Here is a 16,376-nt window from a genome sequence, read left to right as displayed (position 1 = left end):
TTTACCTAGGCGCCATAGCCCATCATCCGCAGCAACTGCTGGGCTTGCTGCACGGCTTCCTGGCGGTGGGCGACGCCCAGTTTTTGATACAAATTGCGGATGTGGGTTTTGATGGTGGTCGCGGCCACGGCCAGTTCAGCGGCGATTTGATCGTTACTGTAACCGGAGTAAATCAGCCCCAGCACTTGCCATTCCCGCTGGGTGAGCGGGCTGGTGCGAATCAGCTCCGGCACCTGCGGGTGCGTCAGCAGTTTTTCAACGAAGTTCTCATCGAAATGGGCAAATTTGTGCCGGTGGTGCTGGTTAATGTCGCGCAGGATACGCTGTGCACGGTGCTGTTCCAGCTCCGGCAGGGTATTGAGCTGAATCAACTGGCGCAACTGTTGCGCCATGGCTTCGCCTTCAATCACAAAGTGGCTGATAAAGCCGGTGCGGTTAGCCAACGACAGCGATTCGATCAATACCCGTTGGGCATCGTTCTTGCGCTCCATCTGCCAATAGAGCTGGTTGCTCAACAACAGGTTGCGGTTAAGATCGCTTGAGAGCCGCAGGCGGCGGGCGTTGTCGTTCAGTTCATCCAGCACCACTTCCGCTTCTTCATACTGCCCGAGCAGGATCTGCACGCGCGCGATATTGCGCCACTGGCCCTGCATAAAATGGTTATTGGCCATGCCCGGCTTTTCGGTGTGGCGTAACCAGTTGGCGGCCGCCTGGGTATCGCCGGTCATCTGCCAGTAAATCACGCGCGGCTTGTCTGCGTTGGTCAGCCAGTCGCGATGGTATTGCGAGCCGTGCAGCAGCGCCTCGCAGCGTTGCAGATGGGCGTTGGCGTTGTCCAGATCGCCGCGGGCCAGCGAGCATTTCGCCAGCATGGCCAGGCACTGCAACTGCTGTTGCGGCTGATAGTTGCTAAGCACTTTCAGCCCTTCACGCGCCGCTTCCTCGGCTTCGTCCAGCCGTGCCCACGACCACAGGATCTGCGAGCGGATGCGCAACAGGAATTCGTGCATCGGCAACTGTTCCAGGTGCTGCTCGCGCACCAGCTCAAAGGCTTTATCCTGGGTTTCGTAGGCGGCCTGCAAGAACCCCTGGGCGATCAGAATTTCACTTTGTTGCAGCAGCGCCCACAGCGCGTAGTGGTAGGCGTGATGGCGGCGCGCCATTTGCTCGGTTTGCTGCATCATCGGCAGCGCCCGCGCCAGTTCCCCTTTGCAGTGATGCACTTCGCCGGTAACCGAGGTGGCGACAATGCGGCTGTAGTAGCTGGAAAGCGGCAGGAATTTTAGCGCTTCGGCGGCCAACCGCTCGGCCTCTTCCGGCTTGCCGGCGTTAATCGCCACCTGCGCGCGCAGGGCGTTGAATTCCGCATGCAGCGTTGGGTTGATCTCAATTTTGTGCTCAAGCATTGCCTGCTCGGCGCGTTCGAGCTGGGTATTCACCTCGTTATAGCGGTGCTGGCTTTGCGCCAGCCAGGCTTGCAGCAACGCCAACTTGGGGTTTTGGATCAGGCGCTCATACGGCAGGGCATTCAGGCACTCTTCCAACAGGGCCAGCTCCGAGTGGTGGAACAGCGACCAGGCGTGTTGCAGCAGGATATCCCGTAGCATGCTGACGTCACTGGCGGCCAGCGCATGGTGAATGGCCTCCGCCGGGTAGCCGAGCGCCAGCCAGCCTTCAGCCGCCGCACGGTGCAGGCCGGGCAGCTCCATCGCCAGCTCCCATTGGCAGCGCTGGCGCAGGAAAGAAGCGAACAGCGGGTGAAAGTTGAACCATTCGCCGGTGTCGTCCATCCGGTGGATAAACAGCCCCTGGCGTTCCAACTCTTCCAAACGTTGCTGGCCGTTGTCTTCACCCGTCAGCCGGACGATCAGCGCATCGTTCATTGAGCGCAGCACGGAACAGCGTAATAAAAAGGCGCGGGCCGCGGGATCGACGTGATCGAGCACTTCATCGACCAGATAGTCGGTCAGGTGGCTGGCGTTGAGCCCGGCCAGCCGTTTGGCGGAAAGCTGGGCGGAGGAGGTGGCCTGGCGGGCGGAAAGGGCGATCAGCTGCAGCGCGGTGGCCCAGCCTTCAACTTCATCGCACAGGCGGCTGCTGTCGTGCTGCTCCAGCGGCATGGACAAACGGCAATCAAAGAACTGCTTGGCTTCCTGATGGTTGAACGCCAACTGCAGGCTGCTTAGCTCCAGTAACTGATCGCGAACGCGCAGGTTGGCGATGCCAAGCGGCGGCAGCGTGCGCGACAGCAGAATCAGCGTCATGTTTTCCGGCTGGTGACGCAGGAAAAAGCGCATCGCTTCGTGGATGATGTCATTGGTGATCAGATGGTAGTCGTCAATCACCAGATACAGCGGCTGGTGCCAGGTCGAAAGCTCAATAAATAGTTGGCCGAACAGCGCGGGCAGGCTGGCATATTGGTGTTTTTGGCTCAGCGCTTCGCTTTTCACGCAGTGGCCGCCGGTGGCCTGTTGCAGGGCGGCGACCAGATAGCTGGCAAAGCGCTCGGGTTGGTTGTCGCTTTCGTCCAGTGAATACCAGCCCAAATCCGCTTTGCCCGCGGCCCATTGGGCCACCAGCGTTGTTTTCCCATAGCCGGCCGGGCAGTTGACCAACGTCAGGCGATAGTTTGCCGCACTGGCTAACTTTGCCAGCAGGCGATTGCGCACCACGGTATTTTGCAGCCGTACCGGACGGCTCAGTTTTGAAGGGATCAGCATAGTTTTTCAGACGCCCGTTGCGCTTTACGCAGCCGTTAACCTGCCCAAAGGTATGTATTACATCGCCATTCCCGAGAGAGAGGCTCGCAACACATTATTTTATTATCTACTTAACTTCCGACAACGTTACACGTATTGCAACAAGCTTCCTGCATCGCTTGGAGTTAAGTTGCTGCCGATCACACTTTTTTACGTTTATATCCGCCAGCGAGCGGCGCCGTTTTCCCTACTTTTTTAGGGGTGAATCGGGCGCGGCGTGCAAAAATCCAGCAATGCGCACAACTATGCTAACGTTAATAGAGCATATTGTTCGTTTGCCGCCGCCCACGGCGGCTTTTTGCTGCATTCAGGGGGCAAAAAGTGTCTGCGATCACAATTTTAACTACGCCCCAATCCTCCTCCCCAGCTAATCCCCAGGCGGGATGATGCTCTCATGCGCGCTCCCCGGCACGATAACCCCAAATTGGCCCACTTACAGGATAGAGAGTTTCCCTATGTCACAGCCTACGCTTAAAAAGGATGCCTTTGTTGCGGCATTGACCCGTCAATGGCAACGCTTTGGCCTGGATGCCGCTGAGCAGATGACCCAGCACCAGTGGTGGCAGGCGGTCAGCGCCGCGCTGGCGGAACAACTGGCGGCCCAGCCGGCGCCGCGCACGCGCAGTAGCAAAACGCTGCGCCACGTGAACTATATCTCTATGGAGTTCCTGATTGGCCGCCTGACGTCAAACAACCTGATTAACCTGGGCTGGTACGATACCGTGGAAGGCGTGCTGGCGGAGCAAGGGATCGCGCTGGCGGATTTGCTGGAGCAGGAAACCGATCCGGCGTTGGGCAATGGGGGATTAGGGCGCCTGGCGGCCTGTTTTCTTGATTCTATGGCCACGGTGGAACAGCCTGCCACCGGCTATGGGCTGAATTATCAGTATGGTCTGTTCCGCCAGTCGTTCAGCGGCGGCCAACAGCAGGAAGCGCCGGACGATTGGCAGCGTGAAAGTTACCCGTGGTTCCGTCATAATGCCGCGCTCAGCGTGGACGTGGGCGTTGGCGGCAAGCTTGAAAAGCAAGCGGATGGCCGCGAACTGTGGCGCCCGGCGTTTACCCTGCGTGGCGAAGCCTGGGACTTGCCGGTATTGGGCTACCGCAACGGCGTGGCCCAGCCGCTTCGGCTGTGGCAGGCCACCCACGCGCACCCGTTCAATCTGGGCGATTTCAACGACGGCAAGTTCCTGCAGGCAGAGAAACAGGGCATTGAAGCCGCCAAACTGACCAAAGTGCTCTACCCCAATGACAATCACCAGGCCGGCAAACGCCTGCGTTTGATGCAGCAATATTTCCAGTGCGCCTGCTCCGTGGCGGACATTCTGCGCAAACACCATCAGGCAGGGCGCAAGCTGGAAGAACTGCCCAAATATGAAGTGATCCAGCTCAACGATACCCACCCCACCATCGCCATCCCGGAACTGCTGCGCATTCTGCTTGATGAACACCAATTAAGCTGGGATGCCGCCTGGGCGATCACTAGTAAAACATTCGCCTATACCAACCACACGCTGATGCCGGAAGCGCTGGAATGCTGGGACGAAAAACTGGTGCGCAGCCTGCTGCCGCGCCATTTTTCCATCATCAAACAGATTAACGCCAACTTCAAAACGTTGGTCGATAAGCACTGGCCGAACGATAAAGCCGTATGGGCCAAGCTGGCGGTCCATCATGACAAACAGGTGCGCATGGCCAACCTGTGCGTGGTGAGCGGTTTTGCCGTCAACGGCGTAGCGCAACTGCATTCGGATCTGGTGGTGAAGGATCTGTTCCCGGAATACCACCAACTGTGGCCGGAAAAGTTCCACAACGTGACCAACGGCATCACGCCGCGCCGCTGGCTGAAACAGTGTAACCCCGCGCTGTCGGGCCTGATCGATGAAACGCTGAAGGTGGAGTGGGCGAATAATCTGGATGCGTTGCAAGGGCTGGAAAAATACGCCGACGATGCCGGCTTCCGCCAGCGCTATCAGCAGATTAAGTACGATAACAAAGTGGCGCTGGCCAGCTATGTGCACAACGTCATGGGCCTGACGCTGAACCCGGACGCCATTTTCGATGTACAGATTAAACGCCTGCACGAATACAAGCGCCAACACCTCAACCTGCTGCATATCCTGTCGCTGTACCGCCAACTGCGCGATAACCCGCAGTTGGATATCGTGCCGCGGGTATTTTTGTTCGGCGCCAAGGCCGCGCCGGGCTATTACCTGGCGAAGAACATCATCTATGCCATCAATCAGGTGGCCGAGGTGATCAATAACGATCCGCTGGTGCAGAATCGGATCAAAGTGGTGTTCATTCCCGATTACCGCGTGTCGGTGGCGGAACTGATGATCCCGGCGGCGGATATTTCCGAGCAAATTTCCACTGCGGGCAAAGAGGCTTCCGGCACCGGCAACATGAAACTGGCGTTGAACGGGGCGCTGACCGTCGGCACGCTGGACGGCGCCAACGTTGAGATTGCCGAGCAGGTTGGCCAGGAGAATATTTTCATCTTCGGCAACACGGTGGAACAAGTGAAGGCGCTGCAGGCGAAGGGCTATGATCCGCTCGCCTACCGCAAGAAAGATAAACACCTGAAAGCCATCCTGGACGAACTGGCCAGCGGCCTGTTCAGCCACGGCGACAAACACGCCTTTGACATGCTGCTGCACAGTCTGCTGGCCGGCGGCGATCCGTACCTGGTGTTGGCGGACTTTGCCGATTATTGCCAGACGCAACGGCAGGTCGATCAGCTGTATCGCAACCGTGATGAATGGACGCGCCGTACCATCCTTAACACCGCACGCGTTGGCATGTTCAGTTCGGATCGCGCGATCCGCGATTATCAACAGCGTATCTGGCAGGCCAAACGTTAAGGAGAACGTATGGAGCGTAAAGGTATTGAGCAGGCGGCGGCGCGGGCGGGTATTGCTGCCGACTTCATCAATGCCCATGGCAAGCTGCAGGCCATTGGGCATGACACCAAGCGTAAACTGCTGGCGGCGATGAACCATCAGCAGGCCGCGCCGGGTGCGACGCAAACCGCGCCGTTGCCGGCGGTGAAAGTGTTTCATGCCGGCAGCCCGATCGCTCTGCCGCTGGCGGGCAGCGGCGAATACCGCTGGCAACTGGTGCTGGAAGAGGGCGGCCAACGGCAGGGGCGCGCCCGGGCAAGCAAGACCTTGACGCTGCCGGATAACCTGCCGTTGGGCTATCACCAACTGACGTTGGCGCAGGGGGAACAGCAATGGGGCTGCCGGCTGATCGTCGCGCCGCAACGCTGCTTTGAGCCGGTTAGCCTGCAGGCGGGGAAAAAGCTGTGGGGAGCCTGTGTTCAGTTATACACCTTGCGTTCTGAGCGCAACTGGGGCATCGGGGACTTTGGCGATCTGCAACGGATGGTGGTGGAAGTGGGCGCACGCGGTGGAGCGTTTGTCGGCCTTAACCCGATTCACGCGCTGTATCCGGCCAACCCGGAAAGCGCCAGCCCCTACAGCCCGTCATCCCGGCGCTGGCTGAACGTGATTTATATTGATGTGAACGCGGTGGAGGATTTCCAGCGCAGCGCAGCGGCCCAAAAGTGGTGGAAGAAAACGGCCACCCAAAAAAAGTTGCACGCGGCACGCAGCAGTGACTGGGTGGATTACGGCACGGTGACCCGGCTGAAGCTGGCGGCGTTGAAGCTGGCTTTTCCGCTGTTTTTAGCGCGCAGCGCGGATGATCCATTAAAACAGGCTTTCGATACCTTCGTAGCCGCCGGCGGCAGCAGCCTGTATCAGCAGGCGGTGTTCGACGCTTTACATGCTCACCTGTGCGCGGAGGATGGCGCCATGTGGGGCTGGCCGGCATGGCCGGCGGCATACCGCCAGGCGAACAGCGAAGCGGTCACGCAGTTTTGCCAACGGCACCAGGAAGAGGTGGTGTTTTATCAGTGGCTGCAATGGCTGGCCGCCAGCCAGTTTGATGCCTGCTTTCGTCTGAGCCAACGGCAGCAGATGCCTATTGGGCTGTACCGCGATCTGGCGGTGGGCGTAGCCGAAGGCGGCGCGGAAACCTGGTGGGAGCGTGAACTGTATTGCCTGCAGGCCTCGGTCGGCGCGCCGCCGGACATCCTCGGCCCGTTGGGGCAGAATTGGGGCCTGCCGCCGATAGATCCGCACGTGATGAGAGCGCGCGGCTACCAGCCGTTTATCGATTTGCTGCGGGCCAATATGACCAGTTGCGGCGCACTGCGTATCGATCACGTGATGGCGCTGCTGCGCCTGTGGTGGATCCCGTATGGCGAAACGGCCGATCGCGGCGCCTATGTGCAATATCCGGTGGATGATCTGCTGGCGGTGTTGGCGTTGGAAAGCCAGCGGCACCGCTGCATGATCATCGGTGAAGATTTGGGCACCGTACCAGTCGAAATCGTCAGCAAGCTGCGCGACAGCGGGGTTTACTCTTACAAAGTGTTGTATTTCGAGCATGATGAAGAGAACCAGTTCCGGGCGCCGCAGGCTTACCCAGTGCAGGCGATGGCCACCATCACCACCCACGATCTGCCCACCTTGCGCGGCTATTGGCAAAGCGACGATCTGCATCTGGGGGAGAAGCTGGGGCTGTATCCGGATGCGCAGGTGCTGCGTGGGCTATATGCCGAACGCGATCGGGCCAAACAGGGCTTGCTTGATGGCCTGCATGGCTATGGCTGCGTGCCGCAGAAGGTGGGCAAACGCGCGGCAACGCTGGCCATGAGCCCGTTGCTGAACCGCGGCCTGCAGCGTTATATCGCCGATAGCGCCAGTGCGTTGCTCGGCCTGCAACCGGAAGACTGGCTGGACATGGCGCAGCCGGTGAATATTCCCGGCACCAGCAATCAGTACCCAAACTGGCGGCGGAAGCTGACGGAAACGTTGGAGGCGATGTTTGCCGATCGGCAGGTGAATCGGTTACTGAAGGATTTAGACCGGCGGCGGCGGAAGGTTTCAGTGGGGTAGCGGGTGTTTAGCACCGGAGCAGGGCAGGCCGCCCTGCTCCGGTGGTTGCTCGCCCGCGCATAGGCACGTGCGCCGGCGGTTAGAAGTAAGAGTGTTCGCCGCGCTGGTGCTCGGTAAGATCGCGCACACCTTTCAGTTCAGGGAACGTCTGCAACAGCTCTTTCTCAATGCCTTCTTTCAGCGTGACGTCGACCATCGAACAGCCGTTGCAACCGCCGCCGAATTGCAGGATCGCCAGCCCATCGTCGGTGATTTCCATCAGCGTTACGCGGCCGCCGTGGCCAGCCAGCTGTGGGTTGATCTGCGATTGCAGAACATATTCAACCCGTTCAATCAATGGGGCATCGTCGCTGACCTTACGCATTTTGGCGTTAGGCGCTTTCAGCGTCAGTTGTGAGCCCAACTGATCGGTCACGAAGTCGATCTCGGCATCTTCCAGATACGGCGCACTCAACTCATCGACGTAAGCAGACAGCTTATCGAATTTCAATTCGACGTCCGTTGCTTCCACCGCGTCCGGCGGGCAATAAGAGACGCCGCATTCGGCCGTCGGCGTGCCCGGGTTAATCACGAAGACGCGGATTTGGGTGCCTTCTTCTTGATTTGCCAGCAGTTTGGCAAAATGTTCCTGTGCAGCATCTGTTATACGAATCATAGCATTAGCTCAGTAGTTGACTTCTTTAGTTGGTTATAATACGCCCATTGCCAGGGCACTACAACGTGCGGCAAATGCACCATATCTGCAATGACGCGACGCCTTGCTGCTGTAATAGTTTAGCGATTTCCGCCACGGTACTGCCAGTGGTGACCACGTCGTCCAGCAGCACGACGTGCCGCCCAGCCAGATTGTCATCACAGCGGAATGCACCGCGCAGGTTGCGCCGCCGCTGGCGGGCCGTCAGTTGCCGTTGCGGCGTGGCCGCCCGCACCCGGCGCAGCGCCGCGGGGCGATATTCGCACCCCAGCCAGCGCGCCAGCGGGCGGGCAAGCAAATCCGTTTGGTTATAGCCCCGTCGCCAGGCGCGTTTTCTCTGCAAAGGTACCGCGACAACGATCTCGGGTTTGTTCAGATCTTGCTCTCGCCGGGTTTGCAAGTAGCGTAACAGTAACAGGCGTGCCAGCGTGGGCGCCAATTCCGGCGCATGATGGTATTTGAACTTCTGGATTAATTGGCTGAGCGGCGGACGATAATCCGCCACAAACACCATACGCTGCCACGGCGGCGGCCGTTGCAGGCAGCGCCCACAGATATAGCGCGCGTCCGCCGGCAGGCCGCAGCGGGGGCAACAGGGCGGCGTGGCCAACAGCGGCGGCAGGCAATAGCTGCAAATGCCTTGTGCGGCCAGACGTAATGGCTGCCGGCATAGCCAACAGCGGCTGCGGATTGATAGCATAGGCGCCTCCGTGACGGTTGATAACAAGGACAATAACGATGACGGCGCTGTATTGGCAAACGATAGGCGAAGGCGAACGCGATCTTGTGCTGCTGCACGGGTGGGGTTTGAATGCGCAAGTGTGGGGTTGCACGCTGGAGCGGTTGGCGCCGCATTTTCGCCTGCATCTGGTGGATTTACCCGGCTATGGCCGCAGCCAGGGCTTTGGTGCGCTATCGCTGGCGCAGATGGCGGAGGTAGTGTTGGCAGCGGCACCGCCGCAGGCCTGGTGGCTGGGCTGGTCGTTGGGCGGGCTGGTCGTCAGCCAGATTGCCTTAACGCAACCGCAGCGCGTGCAGGGGCTGATTACCGTGGCGTCATCGCCGTGCTTCTCTGCTCATGATGACTGGCCGGGGATCCGCCCTGACGTCTTAAGCGGTTTTCAGCATCAGCTGAGCCATGATTTCCAGCGTACCGTGGAGCGTTTTTTGGCGCTACAGACCTTGGGAACGGCCAGCGCCCGCCAGGATGCCCGCTTGCTGAAATCGGTGGTGTTGAGCCAGCCGGTACCGGGCGTCGATGTGCTGAACGGCGGCCTGGAAATACTGCGTACCTGTGATTTGCGCCGGCCGATGGCGGCGCTCACGCTGCCGTTGCTGCGGATTTACGGTTATCTCGATGGTTTGGTGCCGCGCAAGGTCGCCGCTTTGCTGGATGCCCAGTGGCCGCAGTCGTGCTCGGTCATTATCCCCAAGGCTGCGCACGCGCCGTTTATCTCCCACCCGGAAGGGTTTGCTGAGGTGATAACCCGGTTTGTCGCCGAACGCTAGCATTGGCCGGTGTGATGGAGAGCGGAGAGTAATACGCAGAGCGGCTCATCACCGCTCTGCATGGTGGCGTAGTTAACGCTTTTTACCGAAGGCAGCGGCCAGAGCATCGCCCATCGCGCTATTGCCTGCCGGCGCGCCGGCAACGCTGCGGGGCTTGTGCTGATTGGCCGCCGGGCGGCTGCCGTTATCCCGCGCCGGGGCATTGCCGCCGCGGCGCACGGTGCCTTCACCCGGCTGTTCATCCAGGCGCATGCTTAGTGCAATACGCTTGCGCTGCAGATCCACATCCATCACTTTGACTTTGACGATGTCGCCGGCTTTCACCACGGTATGCGGATCCTCGACGAACTTATCCGCCAGCGAAGAGATGTGTACCAGCCCATCCTGATGTACGCCGATATCAACGAACGCGCCAAAGTTGGTGACGTTGGTGACGGTGCCTTCCAGGATCATCCCCGGCTGCAGATCGTTGAGGGTTTCCACGCCGTCGGCAAAGGTGGCGGTTTTGAATTCCGGGCGCGGATCGCGGCCGGGTTTTTCCAGCTCTTTCAGGATGTCGGTCACCGTTGGCACGCCGAACTGCGCATCGGTGAAATCGCTGGCCTTCAGGCTGCGCACGGCGCTTGGGTTACCCATCAGATCCTGCAGGCTTTGCTGGGTAGCCGCCAGGATGCGTTCCACCACCGGGTAGGTTTCCGGGTGCACGGTGGAAGCGTCCAGCGGGTTGTCGCCGTGGTTGATGCGCAGGAAGCCGGCGCATTGCTCAAAGGCTTTCGGCCCCAAGCGGCTGACCTTCAGCAACTGGTCGCGGTTGCTGAAGCGGCCGTTCTCATCGCGCCAGGCGACGATGTTTTGCGCCATAATGCGGGTTAACCCGGCAACGCGCGCCAGCAGCGGCACGGATGCGGTGTTCAGATCCACACCGACGGCGTTTACGCAGTCTTCCACCACTGAATCCAGCTTCTTCGCCAGTTGGCTTTGGCTGACGTCGTGCTGGTATTGGCCGACGCCGATGGATTTGGGTTCGATCTTCACCAGCTCCGCCAGCGGATCCTGCAGGCGGCGGGCGATGGACACCGCACCGCGCAGGGAAACGTCAAGGTTCGGGAACTCCAGCGCCGCCAGTTCAGAGGCGGAGTACACCGATGCACCGGCTTCGCTGACGATCACTTTCTGCCCCTGCACTTCCGGGAACTGTTTTTGCACCGCGGCGAAGAAGCGTTCGGTCTCGCGTGAGGCGGTACCGTTGCCGATGGCGACCAGCTCAACCTTGTGTTTGATGCACAGCGCGGCAACCACGGCGGCGGCCTTGGCGGCCTGGCCGGTGTGGGGGTAAATGGTATCGGTGGCGACCAGCTTGCCGGTGGCGTCGACCACCGCCACTTTCACCCCGGTGCGCAGGCCCGGATCGAGCCCCATGGTGGCGCGCATGCCGGCGGGCGCCGCCATCAGCAGATCGTGCAGGTTGCGGGCGAAAACGTTAATGGCTTCGTCTTCCGCACGCTCGCGCACCGTGCCCATCAGCTCGGTTTCCAGGTGCAGCAGCACTTTGATGCGCCAGGTCCAGTTGACCACCGCCCGGCGCCAGCCGTCCGCCGGGGCGTTGTTCAGGCGCAGGTTGAGGTGATTGATGATGATCTGTTCCGCATGGCTTTCGCGCGGCGCTTCTTCAAACTGCGGATCGGCATTCAACGACAGCTGCAGGATGCTTTCGTTGCGGCCGCGGAACATCGCCAGCGCGCGGTGTGAAGGCACTTGTGAAATCGGTTCGTGATGATCGAAGTAGTCGCGGAATTTAGCGCCTTCCTCTTCTTTGCCCTCAACCACTTTGGCTACCAGGTGGGCGTTTTTCCACAAATAGTCACGCACTTTCGCCAGCAGGGTGGCGTCTTCGGCGAAGCGTTCCATCAGGATGTAGCGCGCGCCGTCGAGGGCGGCTTTCACATCCGCCACGCCTTTTTCTTCGCTGACGTACTGCGCCGCCAGGGTTTCCGGCTGCTGCTGCGGATCTTGCCACAGGGTGTCCGCCAGTGGCTCCAGGCCGGCTTCAATGGCAATCTGCCCACGGGTACGGCGCTTGGGTTTGTACGGCAGGTAGAGGTCTTCCAGCTCGGTTTTGCTGAGCGTCGCGTTAATCGCCCCTGCCAGCTGTTCGGTCAGCTTGCCTTGTTCCTCGATCGATTTGAGGATGGTCTGGCGGCGGTCTTCCAGCTCGCGCAGATAGCCCAGGCGGGTTTCCAACTGGCGCAGCTGTGTGTCGTCCAGGCCGCCGGTCACTTCCTTACGATAGCGGGCGATAAACGGGACGGTATTTCCTTCATCCAGCAGGCGAATGGCCGAATCAACTTGTTCCGGGCGGGCCTGCAGTTCTGTCGCGATAATGCGGCTCAGTGGTTCATTCATAATTCTGATATCTGTTAGGCGCGGTGAATAAACAGGGGACAGTTATACGTATTGCCCCAGGAAAATGCCAGCCTTGCCGCTCGCCGGCGCGCAGCGCTGCCGCCGGGAGCCGCGGGGGAAGGCGGCAGGGTAGCTGGCACGGTGGCTGCTGCCGGCGGCGGTTCAGAAAAAACTGAAAGTCAGGCCGAGTAGCTGATGGCATTAATATACCATTGCGCTTCGCCCGCCGGCGTATTGACGAGCGCCACATCGCCAACCGCTTTTTTCAACAGCGCGCGCGCCATCGGCGCGTCGATGGAGATGTAGTCTTTGCGGCCGAAAATCTCGTCATAACCGACGATGCGAAAACGTTTCACCTCGCCGTCATCGTTTTCGATCTCGACCCAGGCGCCGAAGAACACCTTCCCTTCCTGCTGCGGCGAGTAATCGACGATCCGTAACTGCTCCAGGCACTTGGTAAGATAGCGCACGCGGCGATCGATTTCGCGCAGCCGCTTCTTGTTATATTGATAGTCGGCGTTTTCGCTGCGATCGCCCAAGCTGGCGGCCCAGGTCACCTTCTTGGTGACTTCGGGGCGTTCTTCACGCCAGAGATAATCCAGTTCCTGTTTGAGTTTGTCATACCCCTCGCGGGTGATTAGCTGTGTTCTCATCGGTATCCACTTTCAGGGAAGGTCTACGGGAAAGTTATCCGGGGATGGCGTAAAGTGCCATATCATGCGGTGCGATTCTAGTGCAGAACCCGGCGCAGTGCAGCCAAAGAGGCTGAAAATCAACCGATAGCGGCCGGATACTGCGCCGGTGAGCAAAATTGCCAGCCCGCGGCATTTTTTATTACCGCCGCTACGCTAAACTGCCGTAGGCTCTTCTGCCCGCGCCGGGCCGCTGCATTTCGGCCGCCAATCAGACGAAAATTGTTGATATTTGGGCAGAACAATAAGCTTTGTAACAATTTCGGCTAGAATGTATACCATTAAACGCTGTCCGTGATGGCAGGGTTTTTTAACAATGTGGGGCTGTGGCCTTTTGGCCATATGCTGCGTTATTTGCCGTTTATTTGGGCCTGCCGGGCCGGCAATTCGTGCCGTGCCAAATTGCCGGCGCAGTTTAGGCATGAACCCACAGCCTTGAATCGGGCAATACAGCCTTTGGGAGTCATACAATGCAAGAGAATCATAAGATTCTGGTCGTCGATGATGACATGCGCCTGCGTGCGCTTTTGGAACGCTATTTAACCGAACAGGGCTTCCAGGTTCGCAGCGTAGCTAATGCTGAGCAAATGGATCGCCTGCTCACGCGTGAGTCTTTCCATCTGATGGTGTTGGATCTGATGCTGCCTGGCGAAGACGGCCTGTCGATCTGCCGCCGTCTGCGCAGCCAGAGCAACCCGATGCCGATCATTATGGTCACGGCCAAGGGTGAAGAGGTTGACCGCATCGTCGGCCTGGAAATCGGCGCCGATGACTACATTCCAAAACCGTTCAACCCGCGCGAACTGTTGGCGCGTATCCGCGCGGTGCTGCGCCGCCAGGCCAATGAACTGCCGGGCGCTCCTTCGCAGGAAGAAGCGGTGATCGCCTTCGGCAAGTTCAAGCTGAACCTGGGGACGCGCGAGATGTTCCGCGAAGATGAACCTATGCCGCTGACCAGCGGTGAGTTCGCCGTGCTGAAAGCGCTGGTGAGCCACCCGCGCGAGCCGCTTTCGCGTGATAAGTTGATGAACCTGGCGCGTGGCCGTGAATACAGCGCGATGGAGCGTTCGATTGACGTGCAGATTTCCCGTCTGCGCCGCATGGTTGAAGAAGATCCCGCACATCCACGTTACATCCAGACCGTCTGGGGCCTGGGCTACGTCTTCGTACCGGACGGCAGTAAGGCATGAGGCGATTGCGCTTTTCACCGCGTAGCTCATTTGCCCGAACCCTGCTGTTGATCGTCACCTTGCTGTTCGTCAGCCTGGTGACGACCTACCTGGTAGTGCTGAACTTCGCCATTCTGCCCAGCCTGCAACAGTTCAATAAGGTCTTGGCTTACGAAGTGCGTATGCTGATGACCGACCAACTGCAACTGGAGGATGGCACCCTGCTTGAGGTGCCGCCGGCGTTCCGCCGCGAAATCTACCGTGAGCTGGGGATTTCCCTCTATACCAATGCCGCCGCTGAAGAAAGCGGCCTGCGCTGGGCGCAGCACTATGAGTTCCTGAGCCAGCAGATGGCGCAGCAGTTGGGCGGGCCGACTGAAGTGCGGGTGGAGGTGAACAAGAACTCGCCGGTGGTATGGCTGAAAACCTGGCTCTCGCCGGATATCTGGGTGCGCGTGCCGCTCACCGAAATTCATCAGGGCGATTTCTCGCCGCTGTTCCGCTATACCCTGGCGATCATGCTGCTGGCTATCGGCGGCGCCTGGCTGTTTATCCGCATTCAGAACCGGCCGCTGGTGGAGCTGGAGCACGCGGCGCTGCAGGTGGGGAAAGGCATTATCCCACCGCCGCTGCGCGAGTACGGCGCGTCTGAGGTGCGTTCCGTCACGCGCGCCTTTAACCAGATGGCGTCGGGCGTGAAGCAATTGGCTGACGACCGCACGCTGCTGATGGCTGGGGTCAGCCACGACTTGCGCACGCCGCTGACGCGTATCCGCCTGGCTACGGAAATGATGAGCGCCGAAGACGGCTATCTGGCGGAGTCGATCAACAAGGATATTGAAGAGTGTAATGACATTATCGAGCAGTTCATCGACTACCTGCGCACCGGGCAGGAGATGCAGATGGAACTGGGCGATCTGAATGCCATTCTGGGCGAAGTAGTGGCGGCCGAAAGCGGCTACGAACGGGTGATTGAAACCGATCTGGCGCCGGGCGAACTGCTAATGCATTTACACCCGCTCTCAATTAAGCGGGCGGCAGTCAATATGGTGGTGAATGCGGCGCGTTACGGCAATGGCTGGATCAAGGTCAGCAGCGGGCGTGAATTGCAACGCGGCTGGTTCCAGGTGGAAGACGATGGGCCGGGCATCAAGCCAGAAGAGCTCAAGCACCTATTCCAGCCGTTCGTGCGTGGCGACAGCGCACGCAGCACCAGCGGCACCGGCCTTGGGCTGGCGATTGTGCAGAGGATTATCGACGGCCATGACGGCGTGCTGGATATCGGCACCAGTGAGCGCGGCGGCCTGCGCATCCGCGCCTATCTGCCGCTGCCGTTGGAAGGGAAAGAACCGGCCAACGCGCATCCGGCGGTGAAGGAAAACGGCTGAGCGGCGAGCGCTGCCGCCGTTCAGCGGTCAGGATTTGCGGCTCATCACGTAGTATTCCGCCGCATCTTGATGCAGGCGGTGGCCGGTCGGCACCCGCCAGGGGTCGATCAGATTGAGGCCGCAGTGCAGGAACGGTTGGGTGTTGCGCGTCGCCAGCGTGGCGCCGTGCTGCAGGCAGATGGCGGCGATCTGGGCATCCGGGTAGCTCATCGGCCGTTCATTTTGCCGGTTTGCGGCGTTTAGCTGCGCTAGCCGCAGGGCGCAATCGGCGTCAAACGGCAGGATGCGCTCGCCAAACTCTTCCTGCAGCATCCCCAGCAGGCTGGCGCTAACGGCCGCCTGTTTCTCCCCGGCCGGCATCGCGGCCACTTCAGTGAACAGCTCGGCGACCACCGGGGCGCACAGGTAAAATGCGTAGGTGTCTTGCTCATTGAGCCATTTCACGACGTTGTAATGCGGCGTGGGGCGCAGTAGCTCCTGCAGCACCGGGGTGTTCAGAATAATCATTTCTTGGGGTTACCGGCGGCTTCCGGCGCCAGTTCTACGCCGCCCAGCGGCGCAACATGTTGCTGAATCCGGCTCGCCAGGCCATAGCGCGGCGGCCTTTGCACCAGGGCCTGTTTCAATATCACCCGGGCTTCCTCTTCCATTGAGTGGCCGTTTCTGGCGGCGGCGATGCGCAGCAACTCTTTGATGTCGTCGTCAAGATTCCTGATGGTAATGGTCGCCACGAAAACCCCCTATGCTTTCAATGATGGCACGGCATTATCATCCGGCGATGCGTTTCGGCACAAT

General features: G+C 59.8%; 12 protein-coding genes. 5 read left to right on the top strand and 7 right to left on the bottom strand.

Features of this window, described 5'->3' with window-relative positions:
- Positions 1-5 precede the first annotated feature (5 nt).
- Positions 6-2,720: an HTH-type transcriptional regulator MalT gene (malT, locus tag AC559G_RS00430; RefSeq protein ID WP_498910435.1), complete on the bottom strand. Its 2,715-nt coding sequence runs from the start codon at positions 2,718-2,720 to the stop codon at positions 6-8.
- Positions 2,721-3,214: 494 nt separating this feature from the next.
- On the opposite strand from malT, the gene malP reads away from it, so the two are divergent.
- Positions 3,215-5,623 carry a maltodextrin phosphorylase gene (malP, locus tag AC559G_RS00425; RefSeq protein ID WP_498910433.1) on the top strand — a complete coding sequence of 803 codons (2,409 nt, stop codon included), beginning with the start codon at positions 3,215-3,217 and terminating at the stop codon, positions 5,621-5,623.
- A gap of 9 nt (positions 5,624-5,632) precedes the next feature.
- Positions 5,633-7,726: a 4-alpha-glucanotransferase gene (malQ, locus tag AC559G_RS00420; protein ID WP_498910431.1), complete on the top strand. Its 2,094-nt coding sequence runs from the start codon at positions 5,633-5,635 to the stop codon at positions 7,724-7,726.
- 79 nt (positions 7,727-7,805) lie between these two features.
- Here the strand turns inward: malQ and nfuA are convergent, their stop codons facing one another.
- Together nfuA and gntX are read right to left on the bottom strand one after the other, a co-directional pair.
- Entirely contained in the window at positions 7,806-8,381 is a 576-nt protein-coding gene (nfuA, locus tag AC559G_RS00415; RefSeq protein WP_438599285.1) for a Fe-S biogenesis protein NfuA, read from the bottom strand.
- 58 nt (positions 8,382-8,439) lie between these two features.
- A complete protein-coding gene (gene gntX / locus AC559G_RS00410; protein ID WP_498910429.1) occupies positions 8,440-9,120 on the bottom strand; it encodes a DNA utilization protein GntX in 681 nt (226 codons plus the stop codon).
- 38 nt (positions 9,121-9,158) lie between these two features.
- On the opposite strand from gntX, the gene bioH reads away from it, so the two are divergent.
- Positions 9,159-9,929, top strand: coding sequence for an alpha/beta hydrolase family protein (gene bioH, locus AC559G_RS00405; protein ID WP_498910428.1), 771 nt, complete (start codon positions 9,159-9,161; stop codon positions 9,927-9,929).
- A gap of 72 nt (positions 9,930-10,001) precedes the next feature.
- Here the strand turns inward: bioH and AC559G_RS00400 are convergent, their stop codons facing one another.
- Positions 10,002-12,332: a Tex family protein gene (locus AC559G_RS00400; protein ID WP_498910426.1), complete on the bottom strand. Its 2,331-nt coding sequence runs from the start codon at positions 12,330-12,332 to the stop codon at positions 10,002-10,004.
- Between the two features lie 179 nt (positions 12,333-12,511).
- Positions 12,512-12,985 carry a transcription elongation factor GreB gene (gene greB, locus AC559G_RS00395; RefSeq protein ID WP_498910424.1) on the bottom strand — a complete coding sequence of 158 codons (474 nt, stop codon included), beginning with the start codon at positions 12,983-12,985 and terminating at the stop codon, positions 12,512-12,514.
- 509 nt (positions 12,986-13,494) lie between these two features.
- Between greB and ompR the strand changes: the two genes are divergently transcribed.
- Positions 13,495-14,214 (top strand): osmolarity response regulator transcription factor OmpR, encoded by a 720-nt coding sequence (gene ompR / locus AC559G_RS00390; RefSeq protein ID WP_004709363.1) that lies wholly within the window; start codon positions 13,495-13,497, stop codon positions 14,212-14,214.
- The gene (envZ, locus tag AC559G_RS00385) at positions 14,211-15,581 is read left to right on the top strand and encodes a two-component system sensor histidine kinase EnvZ (RefSeq protein WP_346082992.1); all 1,371 of its coding nucleotides are present in this window, start codon (positions 14,211-14,213) and stop codon (positions 15,579-15,581) included. Before ompR ends, envZ begins: the two co-directional genes overlap by 4 nt.
- A gap of 27 nt (positions 15,582-15,608) precedes the next feature.
- On the opposite strand, the gene AC559G_RS00380 is transcribed toward envZ, so the two are convergent.
- Both AC559G_RS00380 and AC559G_RS00375 read right to left on the bottom strand, forming a co-directional pair.
- Positions 15,609-16,088, bottom strand: coding sequence for a type II toxin-antitoxin system VapC family toxin (locus tag AC559G_RS00380; RefSeq protein ID WP_498910421.1), 480 nt, complete (start codon positions 16,086-16,088; stop codon positions 15,609-15,611).
- Positions 16,085-16,312, bottom strand: coding sequence for a FitA-like ribbon-helix-helix domain-containing protein (locus tag AC559G_RS00375; protein WP_438597880.1), 228 nt, complete (start codon positions 16,310-16,312; stop codon positions 16,085-16,087). Before AC559G_RS00375 ends, AC559G_RS00380 begins: the two co-directional genes overlap by 4 nt.
- Positions 16,313-16,376: the final 64 nt, after the last annotated feature.

This window comes from Gibbsiella greigii, from assembly GCF_039540155.1.
Classification (GTDB): domain Bacteria; phylum Pseudomonadota; class Gammaproteobacteria; order Enterobacterales; family Enterobacteriaceae; genus Gibbsiella; species Gibbsiella quercinecans.
Note: the sequence above shows the minus strand (reverse complement) of the source record. Positions and strands in the feature narration are given on the sequence as shown.

Coding starts and splice junctions, on each gene's coding strand:
- malT (WP_498910435.1), bottom strand. CDS start 2,720: ATGCTGATCCCTTCAAAACTGAGCCGTCCGGTACGGCTGCAAAATACC.
- malP (WP_498910433.1), top strand. CDS start 3,215: ATGTCACAGCCTACGCTTAAAAAGGATGCCTTTGTTGCGGCATTGACC.
- malQ (WP_498910431.1), top strand. CDS start 5,633: ATGGAGCGTAAAGGTATTGAGCAGGCGGCGGCGCGGGCGGGTATTGCT.
- nfuA (WP_438599285.1), bottom strand. CDS start 8,381: ATGATTCGTATAACAGATGCTGCACAGGAACATTTTGCCAAACTGCTG.
- gntX (WP_498910429.1), bottom strand. CDS start 9,120: ATGCTATCAATCCGCAGCCGCTGTTGGCTATGCCGGCAGCCATTACGT.
- bioH (WP_498910428.1), top strand. CDS start 9,159: ATGACGGCGCTGTATTGGCAAACGATAGGCGAAGGCGAACGCGATCTT.
- AC559G_RS00400 (WP_498910426.1), bottom strand. CDS start 12,332: ATGAATGAACCACTGAGCCGCATTATCGCGACAGAACTGCAGGCCCGC.
- greB (WP_498910424.1), bottom strand. CDS start 12,985: ATGAGAACACAGCTAATCACCCGCGAGGGGTATGACAAACTCAAACAG.
- ompR (WP_004709363.1), top strand. CDS start 13,495: ATGCAAGAGAATCATAAGATTCTGGTCGTCGATGATGACATGCGCCTG.
- envZ (WP_346082992.1), top strand. CDS start 14,211: ATGAGGCGATTGCGCTTTTCACCGCGTAGCTCATTTGCCCGAACCCTG.
- AC559G_RS00380 (WP_498910421.1), bottom strand. CDS start 16,088: ATGATTATTCTGAACACCCCGGTGCTGCAGGAGCTACTGCGCCCCACG.